This is a genomic window from Streptomyces sp. YKOK-I1 (genome assembly GCF_054660435.1).
Map to the genome: position 1 here is coordinate 5,793,929 of NZ_BAAGDR010000001.1, position 25,406 is coordinate 5,819,334.

Annotated in this window: 2 protein-coding genes; both read left to right on the plus strand. The window is 72.4% G+C overall.

The genetic code is table 11. The features are described 5' to 3' along the window. Positions 1 to 15 precede the first annotated feature (15 nt). Positions 16 to 5,040, plus strand: a complete 5,025-nt coding sequence (locus ACYQ8Q_RS25850) for an amino acid adenylation domain-containing protein (protein ID WP_460068175.1) — start codon at positions 16 to 18, stop codon at positions 5,038 to 5,040. Then, a complete protein-coding gene (locus tag ACYQ8Q_RS25855) occupies positions 5,037 to 25,361 on the plus strand; it encodes an amino acid adenylation domain-containing protein (RefSeq protein WP_460068176.1) in 20,325 nt (6,774 codons plus the stop codon). The genes ACYQ8Q_RS25850 and ACYQ8Q_RS25855 overlap by 4 nt, the downstream gene beginning before the upstream one ends. The last annotated feature ends 45 nt before the right edge of the window (positions 25,362 to 25,406 follow it).

Sequence of the window (25,406 nt, forward strand, 5' to 3'; positions counted from 1 at the left end):
CATCCAGGAGCACCCATGAAGTCCGAGTCGGCACGGAACGGCTCGCTCGACGAGACCATCACCGTCCAGGAACTCGTCGCGATCCAGGCGGCTCGGACGCCGAACGGGACCGCGGTCAGCCACGGAACCCAGTCCCTCACCTACGGGGAACTGGACGCGCGCGCCAACCGGCTCGCCCACCTCCTCCGCGACCTCGGCGTCACCCCGGACACACGGGTCGCCGTCTGCCTGGAGCGCGGCCTCGACCTGGTGACCGCCTTCCTGGGCGTATGGCGGGCCGGCGCCGCCTACGCACCGCTGGACCCGGCGCAACCCGCCGCCCGGCTGGTGGGCCTGCTGGCGGACCTGGGGGCCGACCTGGTCCTGACCGACGAGGCGACGGCACCCCTCGCAGCCCGGGCCGGTGTACGCCCGCTGGTGCCGGCCGCCGCCGACACCGCCGGTCTGCTGGCGGTCCGGCCCGCCGACCCGCCGGCCGTCGACATCCACCCGGCCCAGGCCGCCTACACCCTCCACACCTCCGGCTCGACCGGGCGGCCCAAGGGCGTCGTCGTCACCCACGAGGGCATCGCCAACCGCGTCCGCTGGGCGGTCGAAGCCCACGGGCTCGACGCCCGGGACCGGATCCTGCAGAAGACGGCCGTCACCTTCGACGCCTCCTGCTGGGAGATCTTCGCCCCGCTCGTCAGCGGCGGCACGGTGGTCCTCGCCCCCGCCGGGGCCGAACGCGACCCGGCCGCCCTGGTGCGGGCCGTCGCCGAGAACGGGGTGACGGTCCTGCAGGCGGTTCCCTCGGTCCTCCGGGCACTCGCCGAGGAACCCGGCTGGGCGGACTGCACCTCCCTCCGGCTGCTGTTCTCGGCCGGCGAACCCCTCCACGCCGACCTGGCCCAGCGCCTCCTGGCCGGTCTCCCGGGCCTGACGATCTGGAACACCTACGGTCCCACCGAGTGCTCCATCGACGTCACCGCCCACCGCTTCGACCCCTCCCAGGCGACCGGCCCCGTGCCCATCGGCCGGCCCATCCCGGGCATGCGGGTGCTGGTCCTCGACGCCGCCGGCGCCCCGGCCGCGATCGGCGCACCCGGTGAACTCCACGTCGGCGGCGTCGGCGTGGCCCGCGGCTACCTGGGTCTGCCGGACCTCACCGCCGACCGTTTCGTGCCCGACCCCTACGGCAGGACCGGCGGCGCCCGGCTCTACCGCACCGGTGACCGGGTCCGCTGGAACCCCAACGGTCACCTGGAGTACCTGGGCCGGTTCGACGACCAGACCAAGGTGAACGGCGTCCGTATCGAACCCGGCGAGATCGAGGCCGCCCTCGCCGCCCACCCCGGCGTGCGCGGCGCCGTCGTCGTCCCGGTGAAGACCGAGGACGGCACCACTCGCCTCGCCGCCCATCTGCTGCTGAGCCGGCCCGAGACCCTCGCCGACGTACGGGACTTCCTGCGCGGCCGGCTGCCCGACAGCCACATCCCGTCGGCCTTCCTGGACGCGGGGGAGTTCCCGCTGACCGCCCACGGCAAGGTCGACCGCGTCGCGCTGGCCGAGCGCGGCCTGGACGCCGGTCAGACGCACATCCCGCCGCGCACCGAGGCGGAGAAGCTCGTCGCCGGGGTGTGGCGGCAGCTGCTGAAGGCCGAGAACGTCGGTGTCCACGACGACTTCTTCCAGCTCGGCGGCTCCTCCCTGCAACTCACCCGGCTCGCCAACCACCTGCGCGCCGCCGCCAAGCAGGACATCCCGCTCCGCGGACTGCTGACCGCGACCACCATCGAGACGCAGGCCCTGCTGATCGCCCCCGCCGCCGACGAGACCGCGCAGCAGACGGACTCCCTCGACGCCGTCGTCCCCGTACCGCGCGGCGGCAGCCTGCCCGTCTCCTCGGGCCAGCGCCGGCTGTGGGCCCTGGACCGGATGAACCCCCGGAGCGCCGAGTGGGTGGCGGGTGTCTTCCTGCCGGTCCCGGCCGAGGCGGACACCGGCACGGTCCGCCGGGTGCTCGACGCCCTCGTCGCCCGGCACGAGTCCCTGCGCACCCGGTACGTCACCGAGGACGGTGAACCCCGCCAGCTCGTCGACGCACCCGCACCCGTGGAGCTCGGCGAGACCGAGACCTCCCGGGAAGGCCTCGCCGAACTGCTCGGCACCCTCCTCGGCCACGGCTTCGACCTCGAACGCGGCCCCCTGCTGCGGGCCACCGTGGTGCGCACCCTCGACGACGACCGACGCGTCCTGGTGCTGGCCGTCCACCACATCACCAGCGACGGCTGGTCCACGCAGGTCCTCCAGCGCGACTTCCACGAACTGATCTCCGCGGCCCTCGACGACCGCACCCCGGTGCTGCCGTCCCTGGGCGTGCAGTACGCCGACTACGCGAGCTGGCAGCAGGCCCGGCTCGGCGAGGACGTGCTGGAGCGCGAACTCGCCCACTGGCGCGCCGTCCTGGCGGACAGCACCCCGGTGGCCCTGCCCACCGACCGGCCGCGCCCCCCGGCGCGGGACGGCCGCGGCTCCGTCGCCGCCTTCACCGTCCCCGCCGCCGTGGCCGAGGCCCTCACCGACCTCGGCCGCAGCCGCGGCGCCACGCCCTTCATGACCTTGCTGACCGCCTACGCCACCCTGCTGGCCCGGCACACCGCACAGTGGGACCTCCCGGTCGGCACTCCCGTGGCCGGCCGCGACCGCCCCGAACTCGAGGACGTCGTCGGCTTCTTCCTCAACAACGTGGTGCTGCGCTGCACACTCGACGCCGATCTCACCTTCGTCGAGGCTCTCGACCGGGTACGCGGTGTCTGCCGGGACGCCTTCGCCCACCAGGACCTGCCCTTCGACCGTCTGGTCGAGGACCTGGCGCCCGAGCGCGACCTGTCCCGCACCCCGCTCTACCAGCTCGCCTTCGACCTGCACGACCAGGAGTTCACCGGTCGTGCGAGCAGTCTGGAGGACACCGGCACCCTCGTCGAGTCCTGGCGACTGGCCCACACCGACCTCACGCTGCTGATGCGCCCGGCCGCCGACGGCACCCTGCAGGGCGCCTTCGAGTACGCCACCGCCCTGTTCGAGCCCGCCACCATGAAGCGCCTGGCGGCCCAGTTCGAACAGCTGCTGGCCGCGGTCGCGGCGGAGCCCGGCAGCCGGCTCGGCGACCTGCCCGTCCTGCCGGAGAACGAGGCGGGGATGGTCGCGGAATGGTCGGTGGGTGTGGGTCCGGTGGTGGAGCGGCCGGTGGTGGAGGTGTTCGAGGAGCGGGTGGTGCTGGCGCCGGATGCGGTGGCGGTGGTGTGTGGTGGTGTGTCGTTGTCGTATGCGGAGCTGGATGCGGAGGCGAACCGGCTGGCGTGTCATCTGCGGGAGTCGGGGGTGGGTCCGGAGTCCGTGGTGGGGGTGTTGCTGGAGCGGGGTGTCGGGTTGATGGTGGGGCTGCTGGCGGTGTGGAAGGCCGGTGGTGGGTATGTGCCGTTGGATCCGGGGTTGCCGGGGCGGCGGGTGGCGGGGATGCTCGCCGATGCCGGTTGCCGTGTGCTGGTGACGCGTGGTGGTGGGCCCGAGGGGTTCGCGGGGACGGTCGTGGACGTGGACGCGGATGCGGGGGTGATCGCGTCGCGGTCGGCGGAGCGTACGGGTGTGCGGGTGGATCCGGACGGGGTGGCGTATGTGGTGTTCACCTCGGGTTCCACGGGGCGGCCGAAGGGGGTGATGGTCTCGCACCGGGGCCTGGGCAACCATGTGGGCTGGGCGGCACGCGAACTCGCCGCCCGGGGCACTGGCGGTGGTGCGGTGTTCTCGTCGGTGGCGTTCGATCTGGTGGTGCCGAATGTGTGGGCGCCGTTGTGTGTGGGGCAGCGGGTGGCGTTGTTCGACGCGGAGGGTGGTCTGGATGCTCTGGGTGGCTGGCTGGTGGAGCAGGGGCCGTTCAGTTTCCTGAAGTTGACGCCGGGTCATCTGGAGGTGTTGTCGCATCAGGTGTCGCCGGAGGAGGCGGCCGGGCTTGCGGGTGTGGTGGTGGTGGCGGGTGAGGCGTTGCCGGGTGGGCTGGCCGCACGCTGGGCGGGCTTGCTCGGTGAGGGCCGTCTGATCAACGAGTACGGGCCCACGGAAGCCTCCGTCGGCACCACCGTCCACCCGGTGCCGCTCTCCACCGACCCGGACTCGGTTGTGCCGATCGGTCGTGCGTTGCCGGGGATGCGGGTGTATGTGCTGGACGGGGGGTTGCGGCCGGTTCCGGTGGGTGCGCTGGGTGAGTTGTATGTGGGTGGGGTGGGGGTGGCTCGTGGGTATGCGGGTCGGCCCGGGCTGACGGCGGAGCGGTTTGTGCCGGATCCGTTCGGTGGTGCGGGTGGGCGGTTGTACCGGACGGGTGATGTGGTGCGGTGGGGTGTGGGGGGTGCGGTGGAGTTCCTGGGGCGTGCGGATGATCAGGTGAAGATCCGTGGGTACCGGGTGGAGCCGGCCGAGGTGGGTGCGGTGCTGGCGGGGTGTCCGCTGGTGCGGGATGCGGTGGTGGTGGCGCGGGCGGACGGCGGGGAGACGCGTCTGGTCGGGTATGTGGTCGCGTCGGGTGTGCCTGGTTCGGTGTCGGGGGAGCGGTTGGCGGCGTATCTGGGGGAGGTGTTGCCGGAGTACATGGTGCCGTCGGTGTTCGTGGAGCTGGAGGAGATCCCGCTCAACGCGAACGGCAAGACCGACCGCGGGGCGCTGCCCGTGCCGGAGGCCACGGCGGGCGATTCCGCGCACGTCGCCCCCCGCGACGAGGTGGAGGAGCGTATCGCCGAGCTGTGGCAGGACGTCCTCGGCCCGGTCGGGTTCGGCGTCCACGACAGCTTCTTCAAGGTCGGCGGCAACTCCATCCTCGCCATCCGCCTGATCGCCGCGCTGCGCGCCGAGTACGAGATCGACCTTCCGGTCCGCGTCCTCTTCGAGGGACCGACCGTCGCCGCTCTGGCCGAGGCCGTCGAGGCCTGCATCAGAGCCGAAATCGACATGATGTCCGACCTAGACGTGGCGGACTCGATGCTGCCGAAGGAGCAGAACCGATGAGCAACGGGGTCCCCGAGTCCCACGTTCCGTCCACCGCCACGTCCGCCCGTGACGAACTGGTGCGGCGACGGCTGGCCGGCCGGCGAACGGGCGGCGGCCGTGCCGCGATACCGCGCGCCGACCGCACCGCCCCGCTGCCGCTGACGTCCGGGCAGCAGCAGATGTGGTTCCTGCAGCGGCTCGACCCGGACAGCACCGAGTATCTGATCCCGCTGGTGGTCAGATTGCGGGGCGCCCTGGACACCGAGGCGCTCGAGCGTGCCCTGGGCGAGATCACCGCCCGCCACGAGATCCTGCGCACCCGCTACGCGATGACCGACGACGGACGCCCCGTGCAGCTCGTCGACGCGCCCGACGGACCCGCGACCGCCCTGCCCGCGGAGCAGGTGCCCGGCGCATCCGCCGCCGAACGCGAGCGGAACCTCGCCGAACTGGTCGCGGCAGGCACCGCGGCCCCGTTCGACCTGGAGACCGAATGGCCGCTGCGCACCCGGCTGTTCCGCATCACCGAGGACGACCATGTCCTGAGCCTGGTCTTCCACCACATCGCCTGCGATGCCTGGTCCACCCGTATCCTCCTGACCGAAGTCAGCGCCCTGTACGGCGCGTTCGTCGACGGACGGCCGTCTCCGCTGCAGCCGCTCGCGCTGCAGTACGGCGACTACGCGGCCTGGCAGCGCGAGCAGCTCTCCGGAGAGCCGCTGCGGCGTCAGCTCGCCCACTGGCGGGAGGCCCTGGCGGACGCCGCCCCCACCGAACTGCCCACCGACCGGCCGCGCCCCGCCGTGCGGGACCACACCGGCGCCGAGGTGCTGTTCGACTTCCCCGAGGGGCTGTCGGAATCGGTGCGCGCGCTCGCCGCCGCCCATGACACGACCCCGTTCACGGTGATGATGGCCGCGTTCTGGGCGGTCGTGGCCCGCAGCACGGGACAGAGCGACATCTCCGTCGGCACCGTCGTCTCCGGACGGGCCCGGCCGGAGCTCCAGTCGCTGATCGGATACGGCATCAACAGCCTTGTCCTGCGCGGGCGGTGGGACGAGAACACCGACCCCGCCTTCGCGGACCTGCTCGACCGCACCCGCGCCACGGTGCTGGACGCCTTCGACCACCAGGATGTGCCGTTCGCCCGGCTCGTGGACGAACTCCAGCCCGAACGCGACCTCTCCCGCACCCCGCTGTACCAGATCGCGTTCACCATGCACGAGTCCCGGCTGGACGCCGTGGACCTGCCGGGTCTGAGCGTCGAACCCTTCTCCGGCGGCGCGCCCGTAGCCAAGTGCGACCTGACCCTCCAGGTCGAGGAGGCCACCGACGGCTCCTTCCACGGACGCGTCGAGTACGCCGCCGCCCTCTTCGATCCCGCGACCGCGCAGCGCACGGCCCGGCACTTCCTCGAGTTCCTCACCAGCGCCACGGCCGACCCGGCCGCCCGTATCTCCCGCCTGCGCATGCTGGACAGCGCCGAGCACGCCATCGTCACCGGGGCCCTCGACGGCCACGTCCCGTCCACCGGGGTGGAGCGGTGTGCGCACGAGGTGTTCGAGGAGCAGGTGCGGCGGACGCCGGACGCGGTGGCGGTGGTCGCGGGCGGGGTGTCGCTGACGTATGCGCAGCTGGACGCGGAGGCGAACCGTCTTGCGCATCATCTGCGGGAGCTGGGTGTGGGCCCGGAGTCGTTGGTGGGGGTGTGTCTGGAGCGGGGGCCGGAGCTGGTGCCGGCGTTGTTGGGTGTGCTGAAGGCGGGTGCGGGTTATCTGCCGCTGGACCCGGCGAATCCGGCGGACCGGTTCGGGTTCGTGCTGGCGGACGCGGGTGCGCGGGTCGTGGTGACCTCCGGTGCTCTGGTGCCGGTGCTGGACGGTGTGTTCGACGGTGAGCTGGTCGTGCTGGACCGGGACGCGGAGGTCATCGCGTCGCGGCCGGGGACGGCTCCCGTGGTGTCGGCGGTGCCGGACAACGTGGTGTACGTCATCTACACGTCGGGTTCGACGGGCCGCCCGAAGGGTGTGGCGCTGGCCCACACGCAGGTGGTGCGACTGCTGGAGACGGCCCAGGCCCACTACGGGTTCGGTGCGGACGACGTGTGGTCGATGTTCCACTCGTACGCGTTCGACGTGTCCGTGTTCGAGATGTGGGGTGCGCTGTTCCACGGCGGCACCCTGGTGGTGGTGCCGCGTGAGGTGACGCGTTCACCCGAGGAGTTCCTGGACCTGCTCGTGCAGGAGCGGGTGTCGGTGCTGTCGCAGACGCCGACGGCGTTCCGGTCGCTGGTCGCGGCGGCGGGCCAGGACGATCCGCGGATCGGCCGGCTCTCCCTGCGTGCGGTGATCTTCGCGGGCGAGAAGCTCGAGGTGGGCGAGTTGCGGCCGTGGACGGACCGGCTGGGTCTGGAGCGGCCGTGGCTGGTCAACATGTACGGCATCACCGAGACGACCGTCCACACCACCTTCTACCGGGTCGGCGAGGAGGACTTCGAGCCTTCGGCGGCCAACCGGGTGGGATACCCCCTCAGCGACCTCACCGTGCATCTGCTGGACCGGTTCGGGGAGTTGGTGCCGGTCGGTGTGCCGGGTGAGATGTACGTGGGGGGTCCTGGTGTGGCCCGTGGGTATCTGAACCGTCCGGAGCTGACCGCGGAACGCTTCGTGCCCGACCCGTTCGGTCCGGCCGGTGCCCGGCTGTACCGCAGTGGTGACCTGGCGCGGCGTCGGCCGGACGGCGGCCTGGAGTTCCTGGGGCGTGCCGACGACCAGGTGAAGGTGCGTGGGTACCGGATCGAGCCGGGCGAGATCAGTGCCCGGCTGTCCGCCCACGACGCGGTGCGTGAGGCCGTGGTGGTGGTGCGCGACGAGCGGCTGGTCGCCTACCTCGTCACCGACGGCGAACTCCCGTCGACGTCCGAGCTGCGGGCGTTCGTGGCGCGGGAGTTGCCGGAGTACATGGTTCCGGCCGCCTTCGTGGCGGTGGAGCGGATTCCGCTGACGGTCAACGGGAAGCTGGATCGGCGGGCTCTGCCGGCGCCGGACTCTGCCGCGGTGGAGAGCGGGAGCCGGTTCGTGGCGGCGCGTACTCCCACCGAGGAGCGCGTGGTGGCGGTGTGGCGGGAGTCGTTGGGGGTGGAGCGGGTCGGGGTCGAGGACGGGTTCTTCGAGCTCGGCGGCGACTCCATCAGGGCCGTCGCCCTGGTGGGGGCGTTGCGGGCGGCCGGGTTCGATGTGGCGGTGCGGGATGTGTTCGAGCACCGTACGGTGGCGGGGCTGGCGCGGCTGATCACGGGGCGGCCCGCCGTGGTGGACGCGGACCGGTGGGTCGAGCCGTTCGCGCTGGTGGGTGCGGAGGACCGGGCGAGGCTGCCCGAGGGACTCGTGGACGCCTATCCGCTCTCGCAGATCCAGCTGGGCATGGTCGTCGAGATGCTCGTCGACGACAGCCGCAACAACTACCACAACGTCAGTACGTTCCGGATCCTGGACGACAAGCCGTTCTCGTTCGAGGCGCTCGAAGCCGCCGGCCGTGTCGTGGTCGAGCGCCACGAGGCGCTGCGTACGTCGATCGACCTCAACGCCTACACGATCCCGCTCCAGCTGGTGCACGCCACCGCTCAGCTCCCGCTCGGCATGCAGGACCTGCGGGGCAGGGGCGAGGCCGAGGTGGAGCAGGAGCTCCGCGCCTTCACCGTGCGCGAGCGTGCCGACCTCTTCGACCTCGGTACACCGTCCCTGATGCGCTTCTTCGCGCACGTCACAGACGGCGACTGCTGGTGGATCTCGGTCACCGAGTGCCATCCGGTGCTGGAGGGGTGGAGCCACCACTCCCTGCTGATGGAGCTGCTCGACCTCTACCGCCGGCTGCGGGACGGACAGGAGCCGGAGCCGTACGACGCCCCGGGTGTGCGGTTCGCCGACTTCGTGGCCGGTGAGCTCACCTCGCTGGCCTCCGCCGAGGACCGCGCCTACTGGCACGGCATCGTCGAGCGCCACGCCCCCTTCTCCCTGCCCGAGGGCTGGGGCGGGGAGCAGGACGGTCCGCGCGAGCTCTACCAGGCCTGGACGTCGTGGGAGGACCTGGAGCGGGACCTGCGCAAGCTGGCCACGTCCGCCAAGGCCTCGCTGAAGAGCGTGCTGCTGGCGGCGCACCTGAAGGTGATGAGCCAGCTCACCGACGAGGAGGCCTTCTACACCGGCGTCGTCTGCGACGCCCGCCCCGAGGTGCTCGGCGCCGACCGCGTGCTCGGCATGTACCTCAACACCCTGCCGTTCGCGGTGGACCGCACCGCGCGGACCTGGCGCGAGCTGGTCCAGCAGGTGTTCGCCCGGGAGGTCGAGCTCTGGCCGCACCGCCGGTTCCCCATGCCGGAGATCCAGCGGGACGCCGGAGGCGGCCGACGGCTCCTGGACGTCATGTTCAACTACCAGGACTTCCGGCAGATGGACGCCACCGTCGTCGACGATCGGGCGGGCCTCGACGACAGCCCGACCGAGTTCCCGCTGACGGTCTCCTCGCGCGCCGGTCACATCATCATCACCGCCGATCCCCGCGTCCTCGGCCGCGCCCACGGCGACCGGCTGATCGGCATGTACCGCGCGGTGCTGGAGTCGATGGCGGCCGGTGCCGACGGCGACGCGCGTGCCGTGTACCTGCCGGCGGCCGACCTGGACGTCCTGGCCTCCACCGCCCTCCCCGCCGCTCCGTCCGCTCCGGTGGAGCGGTGTGTGCACGAGATCTTCGAGGAGCGGGCGGCGCTGACGCCGGATGCGGTGGCGGTGGTGTTCGGTGAGGTGTCGCTGACGTATGCCCAGGTGGACGCGGAGGCGAACCGTCTTGCGCATCATCTGCGGGAGCTGGGTGTGGGTCCGGAGTCGTTGGTGGGGGTGTGTCTGGAGCGGGGGCCGGAGCTGGTGCCGGCGTTGTTGGGTGTGCTGAAGGCGGGTGCGGGTTATCTGCCGCTGGACCCGGCGAATCCGGCGGACCGGTTCGGGTTCGTGCTGGCGGACGCGGGTGCGCGGGTCGTGGTGACCTCCGGTGCTCTGGTGCCGGTGCTGGACGGTGTGTTCGACGGTGAGCTGGTCGTGCTGGACCGGGACGCGGAGGTCATCGCGTCGCGGCCGGGGACGGCTCCCGTGGTGTCGGCGGTGCCGGACAACGTGGTGTACGTGATCTACACGTCGGGTTCGACGGGCCGCCCGAAGGGTGTGGCGCTGGCCCACACGCAGGTGGTGCGACTGCTGGAGACGGCCCAGGCCCACTACGGGTTCGGCGCGGACGACGTGTGGACGCTGTTCCATTCGTACGCGTTCGACTTCTCGGTGTGGGAGATCTTCGGTGCGCTCCTCCACGGCGGCCGCCTGGTGATCGTCCCCGAGATGACCGCGCGGGAACCGGGCCTCTTCCACGAACTCCTCGTACGCGAGGGGGTCACGGTCCTCAACCAGACCCCGTCGGCGTTCAACCAGCTCATCGAGGAGAACGCCAGGCGCGACGACGAGGCCGACGGCCTCGCCCTGCGCACGGTCGTCTTCGGCGGCGAGGCCCTGGACTACCGGCCCCTGCAGAAGTGGGCGGCGCGGCACGGGCTGGAGCGGCCTCGGCTGGTGAACATGTACGGCATCACCGAGACGACCGTGCATGTGACGTACTCCCCGGTCACCGAGGAGGACGTGGCCGCCGGGGGTTCGGCGAGCCCGATCGGACGCCCGCTCGACGACCTCACCGTGCATCTGCTGGACCGGTTCGGGGAGTTGGTGCCGGTCGGTGTGCCGGGTGAGATGTACGTGGGGGGTCCTGGTGTGGCCCGTGGGTATCTGAACCGTCCGGAGCTGACCGCGGAACGCTTCGTGCCCGACCCGTTCGGTCCGGCCGGTGCCCGGCTGTACCGCAGTGGTGACCTGGCGCGGCGTCGGCCGGACGGCGGCCTGGAGTTCCTGGGGCGTGCCGACGACCAGGTGAAGGTGCGTGGGTACCGGATCGAGCCGGGCGAGATCAGTGCCCGGCTGTCCGCCCACGACGCGGTGCGTGAGGCCGTGGTGGTGGTGCGCGACGAGCGGCTGGTCGCGTATCTGGTCGCCGAGGGCGAGCTGCCGTCGTCGTCGGAGCTGCGGGCGTTCGTGGCGCGGGAGTTGCCGGAGTACATGGTTCCGGCGGCCTTCGTCGCCGTGGAGCGGATACCGCTGACGGTCAACGGCAAGCTCGACCGCCGTGCCCTGCCCGTCCCTGGCGAGGGCGCGCTCGCGGAGTCGGTGTTCGTCGCCCCGCGGACGACGACCGAGGAGCGGATCGCCGCCGTCTGGCAGAACGTGCTGAACGCGGAGCGGGTCGGCGTCGAGGACGGGTTCTTCGAGCTCGGCGGCGACTCCATCAGGGCCGTCGCCCTGGTGGGCGCGATGCGGGCGGCCGGGTTCGACGTCGCCGTACGGGACGTCTTCGAGCACCGGACCATCGCCGGGCTCGCCCAGCTGATCACCGGTCTGCCCGCCCCCGAGCCGCAGCAGCTGTCCGTCGATCCGTTCGCGCTGATCGGCGCGGACGACCGGGCCCGGCTGCCCGAGGACGCGGCCGACGCCTACCCGCTGTCCCAGGTCCAGCTCGGCATGATCGCCGAGCAGCTCGCCGACGACCGGCGGAACAACTACCACAACGCCGGCCTCTTCCGGATCCGCGACGGCCGTCCGTTCGATGCCGCCGCCCTGCACGAGGCCGTGCGGACCGTCGTCGAGCGGCACGAGGCCCTGCGCACCTCCGTCCACCTGGACGGATACACGGTGCCCCTCCAGATCGTGCACCGGTCCGCCGAGGCTCCCGTGACCGTGCGGGACCTGCGCACGGTGACCGACCCCGACACGCGGAACACCATGCTCCGGGACTTCGTCGCGGCGGAACGCGCCGCCGCGTTCGACCTCTCGGCGGCCCCGCTGCTGCGGGTCTCCGCCCACCTGGAGAGCGACGAGGCGTGGTGGCTCGGGCTCACCGAGTCGCACGTCGTCCTCGAAGGCTGGAGCGTGAACTCGCTCAGCAGCGAACTGCTGGCGCTCTACGGCGAACTGCGCGACGCCCGCCGCCCGGAGCCCCACCGGACACCGCCGGTACGGTTCGCCGACGCCATCGCCGCCGAACTGCGCGCCCTCGCGTCCGAGGAGGACCGCGCGTACTGGCGGGACGTCGTCACCGCGCACGCCAAGTTCGTGCTGCCGCCGGGCTGGCACGCAGACCTCGACGTCCCCGCCGAGCCGGTCGGCGCCGCCTTCCGCCTGGGCGACCTGGAGCCGGGGCTGCGTGCGCTCGCCTCCGTCTCCCAGACCTCGCTGAAGAGCGTGCTGCTGGCGGCCCACCTGAAGGTGATGAGCCAGCTCACCGACGAGGACGCCTTCCACACCGGCGTCGTCTACCACACCCGGCCGGAGGCGCCGGGCGCCGACCGTGTCCTGGGCATGCACCTCAACACCCTGCCCTTCGCCGCGGACCGCACGGCGCGGACCTGGCGCGAGCTGGTCGGCCAGGTGTTCTCGCGCGAGGTCGCCAACTGGTCGTACCGCCACTTCCCGATGCCCGCCATCCAGCGGCAGAACGGATCCGGCGAGCGTCTTGTCGACGTCTTCTTCAACTACCTCGACTTCCACCAGGTGGACGGCGAACTGGTCGACGAGGGCGCGGAGCTGAGTGAGAACCCCAACGAGTTCGCCCTCGCCGTGACGGCGATCAACGGTCTGCTCGGCATCCGTGGGGACTCCCATGTCATCAGCCGCGCCAACGTCGAGCGGCTGGCCGGGATGTACCGCGCGGTGCTGGAGTCGATGGCCGCCGACCCGGACGGCGACGCGCGTGCCGTGTACCTGCCGGCGGCCGACCTGGACGTCCTGGCCTCCACCGCCCTCCCTGCCGCTCCGTCCGCTCCGGTGGAGCGGTGTGTGCACGAGATCTTCGAGGAGCGGGCGGCGCTGACGCCGGACGCGGTGGCGGTGGTGTTCGGTGAGGTGTCGCTGACGTATGCCCAGGTGGACGCGGAGGCGAACCGTCTTGCGCATCATCTGCGGGAGCTGGGTGTGGGCCCGGAGTCGTTGGTGGGGGTGTGTCTGGAGCGGGGGCCGGAGCTGGTGCCGGCGTTGTTGGGTGTGCTGAAGGCGGGTGCGGGTTATCTGCCGCTGGACCCGGCGAACCCGGCCGAGCGTCTGGGGTTCGTGCTGGCGGACGCGGGGGCGCGGGCCGTGGTGACGTCCGGTGGGCCGGCTGCGGTCCTGGCGGGCGTGTACGACGGTGAGCTGGTCGTGCTGGACCGGGACGCGGAGGTCATCGCGTCGCGCCCGGAGACCGCGCCGGCGGTTCTCACCGCGCCGGACAACATCGTCTACGTGATCTACACGTCGGGTTCGACGGGCCGTCCGAAGGGCGTGACACTCGCCCACGCGCAGGTGGTGCGGCTGCTGGAGACGATGCAGGAGCACTACGGCTTCGACGAGCACGACGTGTGGGCGCTGTTCCACTCGTACGCGTTCGACGTGTCGGTGTTCGAGATCTGGGGCGCGCTGCTGCACGGCGGCACGCTCGTGGTGGTGCCGCGCGAGGTGACACGCGCGCCCGAGGAGTTCCTGGACCTGCTCGTGCAGGAGCGGGTGTCGGTGCTGGCGCAGACGCCCACCGCCTTCCGTTCCCTGGTCGCGACGGCGACCGCGCCCGGCGAGAAGCGCGTCGGGCAGCTGTCGCTGCGGGCCGTCGTGCTGGCCGGCGAGAAGCTGGAATCGGCCGATGTACGTCCCTGGGGCGAGCGTCTGGGTCTGGAGCGGACCGCGCTGGTCAACATGTACGGGCCGACGGAGACGACGGTCTACTGCACCTACCACCGGCTCACCCCGCGCGATGTCGCGCCGGGAGCCGTGGCCCCGATCGGCCACCCGCTCGGCGACACCACGATCCATCTGCTCGACGCCGAGGGCGCGTTGGTGCCGGTCGGTGTTCCGGGTGAACTGCATGTCGGGGGTCCTGGTGTGGCCCGTGGGTATCTGAACCGTCCGGAGCTGACCGCGGAACGCTTCGTGCCCGACCCGTTCGGTCCGGCCGGTGCCCGGCTGTACCGCACCGGGGACCTCGCGCGGCGCCGCTCGGACGGCAGCCTGGAGTTCGCCGGCCGTATCGACGACCAGGTCAAGGTCCACGGCTACCGGATCGAGCCCGGTGAGATCAGCGCCCGGCTGTCCGCCCACGACGCGGTGCGTGAGGCCGTGGTGGTGGTGCGGGACGAGCGGCTGGTCGCGTATCTGGTCGCCGAGGGCGAGCTGCCGCCGTCGTCGGAGCTGCGGGCGTTCGTGGCGCGGGAGTTGCCGGAGTACATGGTTCCGGCGGCTTTCGTGGCGGTGGAGCGGATTCCGCTGACGGTCAACGGGAAGCTGGATCGGCGTGCTCTGCCGGCGCCGGACTCTGCCGTGGTGGAGAGCGGGAGCCGGTTCGTGGCGGCGCGTACTCCCACCGAGGAGCGTGTGGTGGCGGTGTGGCGGGAGTCGTTGGGGGTGGAGCGGGTCGGGGTCGAGGACGGGTTCTTCGAGCTCGGCGGCGACTCCATCAGGGCCGTCGCCCTGGTGGGGGCGTTGCGGGCGGCCGGGTTCGATGTGGCGGTGCGGGATGTGTTCGAGCACCGTACGGTGGCGGGGCTGGCGCGGCTGATCACGGGGCGGCCCGCCGTGGTGGACGCGGACCGGTGGGTCGAGCCGTTCGCGCTGGTGGGTGCGGAGGACCGGGCGAGGCTGCCCGAGGGGCTCGTGGACGCCTATCCGCTCTCGCAGGTCCAGCTCGGGATGGTCGTCGAGATGCTCGTCGACGACAGCCGTAACAGCTATCACAACGTCAGCGGCTTCCGGATCCATGACGAGCGGCCCTTCGACGCGGACGCCCTGCGGGAAGCCCTGCGGACCGTGGCCGCACGCCACGACATCCTGCGGACCTCGTTCACCATGCACGCCTGCTCGGTACCGATGCAGCTGGTGCACGCCGAGGCCGAGATCCCGCTGACCGTGCACGACCTGCGGGAGCTGGACGAGGAGGCGCGGGGGCGGGCCCTTCGCGACTTCGTCGCCGCCGAGCGGGAGGCGGTCCTCGACCTCGCGGCCGCGCCGCTGCTGCGGGCCGCCGCGCACGTGGCGGACGACACCGGCTGGCGGCTGACCTTCACCCAGCCCCACGCCATCACCGAGGGCTGGAGCCAGCACTTCCTGCTGACGGAGGTGATCTCCTGCTACCGCAGGCTGCGGGACGGACAGGAGCCGGAGCCGTACGACGCCCCGGGTGTGCGGTTCGCCGACTTCGTGGCCGGTGAGCTCACCTCGCTGGCCTCCGCCGAGGACCGCGCCTACTGGCACGGCATCGTCGAGGAGTACACGCCCCTCTCCCTGCCGGCCGCTTCGACCGCCGCCGACGAACCGGGCGAGGACTACACGGTCGTCGTCCCGCTGCGGGACCTCGAGGCGCCGCTGCGGGCCTTCGCCACCCGGTCGAAGGTGTCGCTGAAGAGCGTGCTGCTGGCGGCGCACCTGAAGGTGATGAGCCAGCTCACCGACGAGGACGCCTTCCACACCGGCCTGGTCTGCGACGCCCGCCCCGAGGCGCTGGGCGCCGACCGGGTGCCGGGCATGTACCTCAACACCCTGCCGTTCGCGGTGGACCGCGGCGCGCGGACCTGGCGCGAGCTGGTCCAGCGGGTCTTCGCCCGCGAGGTCGAGCTGTGGCCGCACCGGCGGTACCCGCTGCCGGAGATCCAGCGGCAGGCCGGCACCGGCCGACGGCTGCTGGAGACCATGTTCAACTACCTGGACTTCACGGGGGCCGTCGACACCGCCGTCGTCGACACCGACGCGGGGCTCGGCGCCGGGGCGATGGAGTTCGCGCTCGCCGTGACCACGGCCGCCGAGGGCCTCGTCCTGAAGACCGGGACGGCGCACTTCGACCGGGCCGACGGTGAGCGGCTCGCCGCCATGTACCGGGCGGTGCTGGAGTCGATGGCGGCGGACGACGAGGGCGACGCGACCGTACCGCTGCTGCCCGCCGGGGAGCGGGAACTGATCCTGGGCACCTGGAACGCCACCGGTGCCGAGCACGTCGACGCCTGTCTGCACGAACTGTTCGAGCGGCAGGCGGCGGCCACCCCCGACGCGGTGGCCGTGGTGTGCGAGGACGAGGAGGTCGGCTACGCCGAGCTCAACGCCCGCGCCAACCGGCTCGCCCACCACCTCCGGGCGGTCGGTGTGGCCCCGGGCACCCTCGTCGGGGTCTCCGTCGAGCGCTCCGTCGACCTCGTCGCCACCGTCCTCGCGGTGTTCAAGTCCGGCGGTGTGTATGTGCCGCTGGACCCGGAGTACCCGGCCGAGCGGCTCTCCCACATGATCCGGGACGCGAAGATCGCCGTCCTGGTCACCCGGCGGGAGCTGCTGCCGCTGGTCGAGGGCAGCGGTGCGGCCGAGGTCCTGCTGGACGACGCCGACCGCTGGAGCGGTCAGGGCACGGACGACCCGGAGCCGGTCACCGGACCGGACGACGCCGCCTACCTCATCTACACCTCCGGATCGACGGGCCGGCCCAAGGGCGTGCTGTGCGACCACCGGGGCCTGGTCAACCGGCTCGACTGGACGCAGCGCACCTATCTGCGCCTGACCTCCGACGACGTGGTGCTGCTGAAGATCCCGATCGGCTTCGACCCGTCGCTGGCCGAGATCTTCGGCCCGCTGATGGCGGGTGCGCGCATCGCCGTGGCCCGGCCCGGCGGCCACCGCGACCCCGCCTACCTGCGGGCGGCGATCGCCCGGTACGGCGTCACCAACCTGCACTTCGTGCCGTCGATGCTGGCCGCCGTCCTGGCCTCGGACGACCTGTCCGAACTGCGGTCCCTGAGGATCGTCGTCTCCGGCGGCGAGGACCTCTCCGTGGCGCTCGCCCGGGAGTTCACCACCCGGCTGCCGTGGGCCGAGCTGCACAACCAGTACGGGCCGTGCGAGGCCGCGGTCGACGTGTCGGCCTGGCACTGCGCGCCCGAACGGCTGGCGGGGCTGCAACGGGTGCCGCTGGGCGCGCCCATGCAGAACGTCACGATCCATGTCCTCGACGCCGGGATGCACCCGGTGCCGGTCGGCGCTCCCGGCGAGCTGTACATCGGCGGCGTCGCCCTCGCCTTCGGCTATCTGAACCGGCCGGACCTGACGGCGCGGGCCTTCGTGCCCGATCCGTTCGGCCCGACGGGCGCCCGGCTCTACCGGACCGGCGACCGGGCCCGCTGGCGCGCCGACGGCACCGTCGAGTTCCTGGGCCGCACCGACGACCAGGTGAAGATCCGTGGCGCGCGCGTCGAACCGGGCGAGACCGAGGCGGCGCTGGCCGCGCTGCCCGGAGTCTCGAACGCGGCCGTCGTGGTCCGTGCGGACACCGCGGGACTGCCCCGGCTGGTCGCCTACGTCGTCCCCGTCCCGGGCCAGTCGGCCGACCCGGCCGAGCTGCGCTCGCGGCTCGCCCACGAACTGCCCGAGGCGCTGATGCCGACGGCGTTCGTGCAGCTGGACGCCATGCCGCTGGGCGCCAACGGCAAGGCGGACCGGCGGGCCCTGCCCGCCCCGGGCCTGGACGCCTTCGCCGCGGGCGAGTACGTCGCGCCGCGCTCCTGGCTGGAGGCCCGGATCGCCGCGGTGTGGAGCGAGGTCCTCGACCTCGAGCGGGTCGGTGTCGAGGACGGGTTCTTCGAGCTGGGCGGCGACTCCATCCGCGCCGTGGCGCTGGCGGGCGCCCTGCGTGCCGCCGGTTTCGAGACCGGCGTCCAGGAGGTCTTCGAGCACCGGACGGTCGCGCGGCTGGCCGCTCTGCTGGCCGGTCGTACCCCCGCCGTGGCGGGGACGGCGGCCGAGGACGGCGTACGGCCGTTCGCCCTGCTGCCGGAACCGGACCGGGCCAGGCTGCCCGGGACGGCCGTGGACGCCTACCCGCTGACGCAGGCACAGCTCGGCATGGCCGCCGAACTGCTCTCCGGCGACGGCCGGAACAACTACCACAACGTGACGATGGTCCGGGTCCGGGACACGGGCCCGTTCTCCGAGCGGGCGCTGCGCGAGGCGGTGGCGCTGCTGGTCGAGCGGCACGAGGTGCTGCGCACCTCGGTGCACCTGTCGGGCTGGTCGGTACCCCTGCAGATCGTCCACGCGACGGCCGAGGTGCCCGTGTCCTGCACCGACCTGCGCGGCACCACCGACCGCGCGGCCGGCGAGCGGGAACTGCGCGCGTACGCGGCCCGGGAGCGGGCCGAGCTGTTCGAGCTGACGCGGGCGCCGCTGCTGCGGATCTCCGCGCACCTGGAGAGCGACGACGCGTGGTGGCTGACGCTCACCCAGTCGCACGTGATCCTGGAGGGCTGGAGCCACCACACCCTCCAGACGGAGCTGCTCGACTGCTACCGGGTGCTCAGGGACGGCGGCGTACCGGAGCCCCACCAGGCGCCCGCCGTGCGCTTCGCGGACTGCGTCGCCGGTGAGCTGGAAGCACTGGCCTCGGCCGAGGACCGCGCCCACTGGGCGCGGGTCGCCCAGGAGCACCGGCCGCTCACCCTGCCGGACGACTGGGCCGACGGCTCCGGACGGCCGCTGGAGGTGTACAGCGTCCGCGTCCCCGTCGAGGACCTCGCGGACCGGCTGCGCTCCCTCGCCGCCGAGATCCACGTCCCCGTCAAGAGCGTGCTGCTGGCGGCGCACCTGAAGGTGATGAGCCAGCTGACGGACGAGGACGCCTTCCACACCGGCGTCGTCTTCCACACCCGGCCGGAGGCGCCGGGCGCCGACCGTGTGCTGGGCATGCACCTCAACACCCTGCCGTTCGGCTTCACCCGCGGCGCCCGCACCTGGCGGGAGGCGGTGCGCCAGGTCCTGGACACCGAGCTGGCCGCGTGGCGGCACCGCCGTTACCCGATGCCGGAGATCCAGCGGCAGTGGGGCGGCGGCCGCATGGTCGACGTGTACTTCAACTACGTCGACTTCCACCAGGTGGACACGGACGTCGTGGAGACCGGCACCGGTATCAGCGACGCGCCCAACGAGTTCGAGCTGTCGGTGCACGGCCACGGCACGCACCACCTCACGCTCGCCACCCACAGCCATGCCGTCAGCCGTGCCAACGGCGAGCGGCTGGCCGGGATGTACCGCGCGGTGCTGGAGTCGATGGCCGCCGACCCGGACGGCGACGCCCGGGCCGTGTACCTGCCGGCGGGCGAACGGGAGGCACTGCTCGGCGCGGTGTCCTCCGTACGGACCGCTCCGGTGGAGCGGTGTGTGCACGAGATCTTCGAGGAGCGGGCGGCGCTGACGCCGGACGCGGTCGCGGTGGTCGCGGGCGGGGTGTCGCTGACGTATGCGCAGCTGGACGCGGAGGCGAACCGTCTTGCGCACCACTTGCGGGAGCTGGGCGTGGGCCCGGAGTCGTTGGTGGGGGTGTCTCTGGAGCGGGGGCGGGAGCTGGTGCCGGCGTTGCTGGGTGTGCTGAAGGCGGGTGCGGGTTATCTGCCGCTGGACCCGGCGAACCCGGCCGAGCGTCTGGGGTTCGTGCTGGCGGACGCGGGGGCGCGGGCCGTGGTGACGTCCGGTGGGCCGGCTGCGGTCCTGGCGGGCGTGTACGACGGTGAGCTGGTCGTGCTGGACCGGGACGCGGAGGTCATCGCGTCGCGCCCGGGGACCGCGCCGGCGGTTCTCACCGCGCCGGACAACATCGTCTACGTGATCTACACGTCGGGTTCGACGGGCCGTCCGAAGGGCGTGACACTCGCCCACGCGCAGGTGGTGCGGCTGCTGGAGACGATGCAGGAGCACTACGGCTTCGACGAGCACGACGTGTGGGCGCTGTTCCACTCGTACGCCTTCGACGTGTCGGTGTTCGAGATCTGGGGCGCGCTGCTGCACGGCGGCACGCTCGTGGTGGTGCCGCGCGAGGTGACACGCGCGCCGGAGGAGTTCCTGGACCTGCTGATCGAGCACGAGGTCACCGTGCTCGCGCAGACGCCCACCGCCTTCCGTTCCCTGGTCGCGACCGTGACCGCGCCCGGCGACAGGCGCATCAAGCAGCTGTCGCTGCGGGCCGTCGTGCTGGCCGGCGAGAAGCTGGAAGTGGCCGACGTACGCCCCTGGGTCGAACGCCTCGGCCTCGGCCGGACCGCGCTGGTCAACATGTACGGGCCGACGGAGACGACGGTCTACTGCACCTACCACCGGCTCACCCCGCGCGATGTCGCGCCGGGAGCCGTGGCCCCGATCGGCCGCCCGCTCAGCGACACCACGATCCACCTGCTGGACTCGTTCGGTGAACTCGTCCCCATGGGGACGGTGGGCGAGCTCCACGTCGGCGGCCCGGCCGTCGCCCGCGGCTATCTCAACCGGCCCGAACTGACCGCCGAACGCTTCGTACCGGACCCGTTCGGTCCGGCCGGCTCCCGGTTGTACCGCACCGGGGACCTTGCGCGGCGCCGCCCGGACGGCAGCCTGGAGTTCGCCGGCCGTATCGACGACCAGGTCAAGGTCCACGGCTACCGGATCGAGCCGGGCGAGATCAGCGCCCGGCTGTCCGCCCACGACGCGATCCGCGAGACCGTGGTGGTCGTCCGCGACGAGCGGCTGGTCGCCTACCTCGTCACCGACGGCGAACTCCCGTCGACGTCCGAACTGCGGGCGTTCGTGGCACGGGAACTGCCGGAGTACATGGTCCCGGCCGCCTTTGTGGCGGTGGAGCGGATCCCGCTGACGGTCAACGGCAAGCTCGACCACCGTGCCCTGCCGGACCCCGGCACCTCCTCGTCGGCGCGCACCGGGCGCGACCACGTCGCCCCCCGCACCCCGCTGGAGGAGCGGGTCGCCGCGATCTGGCAGGAGACGCTGGGCGTCGAGCGGGTCGGCGTCGACGACGGCTTCTACGAGCTGGGCGGCGACTCCATCCGCGCGGTGATGCTCGTAGGCGCCCTGCGCGAGGCCGGATACGCCGTGACCGTCCGCGAGACGCTCCAGGCGCAGACGCTCGGCACGCTGTGCGAGCGGCTCTCCGGACGCACCACCGACGGCGGTGCGACGACGCCGGCGGTCGCACCGTTCGCGCTGATCGGCGACGCTGACCGCACCCTGCTGCCCGAGGGCCTCTCCGACGCCTACCCGATGCTGCAGAACCAGATCGGCATGCTCGTCGAGATGCTCGGCGCCGGCGACCGGCTCAACTACCACCTCGTGACCTCCCTGCGGGTACGGGACGGCCGCCCGGTGGTGACCGGGGCCATGCGGTCCGCGGTCGCCGAACTGCTGCGCCGCCACGACGTGCTGCGCACCTCCCTGGAGCTCGACCGCTACTCGGTGCCGCTGCAACTGGTGCACGCCGAAGTGCCCGCGCCCGTCCGCTTCTTCGACCTCGGCGGCCTCACCGAGGCCGAACAGGACGACGCGCTGCGCCGGTTCGTGGAGCGCGAGAACACGACCGCGTTCGACCACGCCGCCGCACCCCTGGTGCGCATCGCGGTCCACCAGTGCGGCGACGGCAGCTGGCAGTTCACCATCGCGCAGTCCCATGTGATCCTCGAGGGCTGGAGTTTCAGCGCCCTGCTGACCGAACTCCTCGACATCTACCGCGCGTACGCCGACGGCCGGGATCCGGACGAACAGCAGACCCCGTCGATCCGCTTCGCCGACACGGTCGCCGCCGAGCTGTCCGCGCTGGCCTCGGACGGACACCGCGCCTACTGGCGGGACATCCTCGCCGGCCGCGAGAAGTTCACCGTGCCCGAGGGCTGGGGGGACCGCGCCGACGCGGCGGCGGGCACCGCCGAGAAGTACAAGCTGGAGGTGGCCTTCGACGACCTCACCGACCGGCTCCAGCTGCTCGCGACGGCGGCGAAGGTGTCGCTGAAGAGCGTGCTGCACACCGCCCATCTGAAGGTCCTCTCCCAGCTCACCCGCGAGGAGGAGTTCTTCACCGGCCTCGTCGCGCATGTGCGGCCCGAGGCCGTGGGCGCCGAACGGGTCTACGGCATGTACCTCAACATCCTCCCCTTCGCCGTCGACCGCACCGCCCGGACCTGGCGGGAGCTGGTGCAGAAGGTCTTCGAGCAGGAACTCGGCATGTGGGAGCACCGCAACTTCCCGATGCCCGCCATCCAGCAGGAGTTCGGCGGCGGCAGCCGGATCATCGACGTGTACTTCAGCTACCAGGACTTCAGCGGCAGCGACACCAGCATGATCGATGCCGGCGCCAGTACCGGGAACAGCACCAACGAGTTCGGCTTCTCGGTGTCGACCGCGCCCGGCCGCATCAACCTGCGGGCCGACTCGCGCACCCTCGGCCGCGCCGACGCCGCCCGCCTGGCCGGGATGTACCGCGCGGTCCTCGAGGCCATGGCGGCCGACCCGGACGGCGACGCCCGGCTCGTCCATCTGCCCGAGGGCGAGGCGGACACCGTGGCCGAGTGGTCGGTGGGTGTGGGTCCGGTGGTGGAGCGGCCGGTGGTGGAGGTGTTCGAGGAGCGGGTGGTGCTGGCGCCGGATGCGGTGGCGGTGGTGTGTGGTGGTGTGTCGTTGTCGTATGCGGAGCTGGATGCGGAGGCGAACCGGCTGGCGTGTCATCTGCGGGAGCTGGGGGTGGGTCCGGAGTCCGTGGTGGGGGTGTTGCTGGAGCGGGGTGTCGGGTTGATGGTGGGGCTGCTGGCGGTGTGGAAGGCCGGTGGTGGGTATGTGCCGTTGGATCCGGGGTTGCCGGGGCGGCGGGTGGCGGGGATGCTCGCCGATGCCGGTTGCCGTGTGCTGGTGACGCGTGGTGGTGGGCCCGAGGGGTTCGCGGGGACGGTCGTGGACGTGGACGCGGATGCGGGGGTGATCGCGTCGCGGTCGGCGGAGCGTACGGGTGTGCGGGTGGATCCGGACGGGGTGGCGTATGTGGTGTTCACCTCGGGTTCCACGGGCCGGCCGAAGGGGGTGATGGTCTCGCACCGGGGCCTGGGCAACCATGTGGGCTGGGCGGCACGCGAACTCGCCGCCCGGGGCACTGGCGGTGGTGCGGTGTTCTCGTCGGTGGCGTTCGATCTGGTGGTGCCGAATGTGTGGGCGCCGTTGTGTGTGGGGCAGCGGGTGGCGTTGTTCGACGCGGAGGGTGGTCTGGATGCGCTGGGTGGCTGGCTGGTGGAGCAGGGGCCGTTCAGTTTCCTGAAGTTGACGCCGGGGCATCTGGAGGTGTTGTCGCATCAGGTGTCGCCGGAGGAGGCGGCCGGGCTTGCGGGTGTGGTGGTGGTGGCGGGTGAGGCGTTGCCGGGTGGGCTGGCCGCGCGTTGGGCGGGCTGGCTCGGTGAGGGCCGTCTGATCAACGAGTACGGGCCCACGGAAGCCTCCGTCGGCACCACCGTCCACCCGGTGCCGCTCTCCACCGACCCGGACTCGGTTGTGCCGATCGGTCGTGCGTTGCCGGGGATGCGGGTGTATGTGCTGGACGGGGGGTTGCGGCCGGTTCCGGTGGGTGCGCTGGGTGAGTTGTATGTGGGTGGGGTGGGGGTGGCTCGTGGGTATGCGGGTCGGCCCGGGCTGACGGCGGAGCGGTTTGTGCCGGATCCGTTCGGTGGTGCGGGTGGGCGGTTGTACCGGACGGGTGATGTGGTGCGGTGGGGTGTGGGTGGTGCGGTGGAGTTCCTGGGGCGTGCGGATGATCAGGTGAAGATCCGTGGGTACCGGGTGGAGCCGGCCGAGGTGGGTGCGGTGCTGGCGGGGTGTCCGCTGGTGCGGGATGCGGTGGTGGTGGCGCGGGCGGACGGCGGGGAGACGCGTCTGGTCGGGTATGTCGTCGCGTCGGGTGTGCCTGGTTCGGTGTCGGGGGAGCGGTTGGCGGCGTATCTGGGGGAGGTGTTGCCGGAGTACATGGTGCCGTCGGTGTTCGTGGAGCTGGAGGAGATCCCGCTCAACGCGAACGGCAAGACCGACCGCGGGGCACTGCCCGTGCCGGAGGCCACGGCGGGCGATTCCGCGCACATCGCCCCGCGCACGCCCACCGAGCGCAGGCTCGCGGAGATCTGGGGCGAGGTCCTCGGCAAGGAGGGGATCGGCGCCTCGGACAGCTTCTTCGAGCTGGGCGGGCACTCGATCCTCGTCATCCAGGTGATCGCGGCCGCCCGCCAGCAGGACCTGCCGCTCTCCCTGTTCATGCAGTACCAGGCCCGGGACCTGGCCGAGCTGGCCGCCATGGTCGACGAGGCCGTCGCCGAGACCCGGGCCCAGGAGGCGGCCGCGGAACAGCACACTGCCCCGGCGGCCGCGGGGTCCACGCTGTCGGCCCTGCCCGCCCGGCTCGCCGAGCACCGGGTGCCCGGCGCCGTGGTCGCCGTCGTCGAGGGCGGCGAGGTGGTGGCCGTGGAAGCCTTCGGCACCCGGTCCGCCGACGGCCCCGAACCGGTCACCCAGGAGACGCTCTTCCACGTCGGCTCACTGAGCAAGCACATCACCGCGCTCGGTGTCCTCAAGCTCGTGGACGAGGGGCTCCTGGAGCTGGACGCGGACGTCAACCGGTACCTCACCGGCTGGCGGGTGCCCGGCGACGCGGACGCCGTGCCGGTGACCGCGCGGCATCTGCTGGGCCACCTCTCGGGACTCACACCGACCCCGGGCAAGGGCTTCGCACGCGACACCCGCACGGTGCCGTCGCTGCTCGACCTGCTGCACGGCCGGGCCCCCGCGACCACCCCGCCCGTCGGCCGCGAGACCGTGCCCGGCAAGGAGTTCCGCAAGGCGAACGTCCACTACTCGGTGCTCCAGCAGCTCATGTGCGACCTCACCGGCCGGCCCTTCGCCGAGCTGATGACGGAGCTCGTCCTCGAGCCGCTGGGCATGCGGGCGACCAGCTTCGACCAGGCGTTCCCGGAACGGTCCGGACGTCCGGTCGCCCTCGGCCACGACGAGCGGGGGCGGCCGGTCGACGGCGGCTGGCTGGTCCGCGCCGACCAGGCCGCGGCCGGTCTGTGGACCACCGCCGCCGACCTGGCCAGGGCCGCGCTGGAGATCCGGCGCTCCGCCCTGGGCCGCCCGCTCGGCCTGCTGTCGCAGCCGACGGCCCGGCTGATGCTCGCGCCCAGCAGCGACAGCTTCTACGGACTGGGCACGGTCGTGGACACCACCCACGACGAGGTGGAGTTCGGTCACGCCGGTTCGCCGGTCGGCTACCAGGCCGTGTCCCTCTGCGGCCTCCAGCGCGGCAACGGCTTCGTGGTCCTGACCAACGGCGAGGCCGGCAAGCACCTCGTGGCCGATGTCGCCGAGGCGCTGGGACACGGCGGACGGCGATCCCCTCTGGGACCGGTCGGACAGGCCTGACCCCTCCCGGTGCCGGCGGACACCCCCTCCGTCCGCCGGCACCGT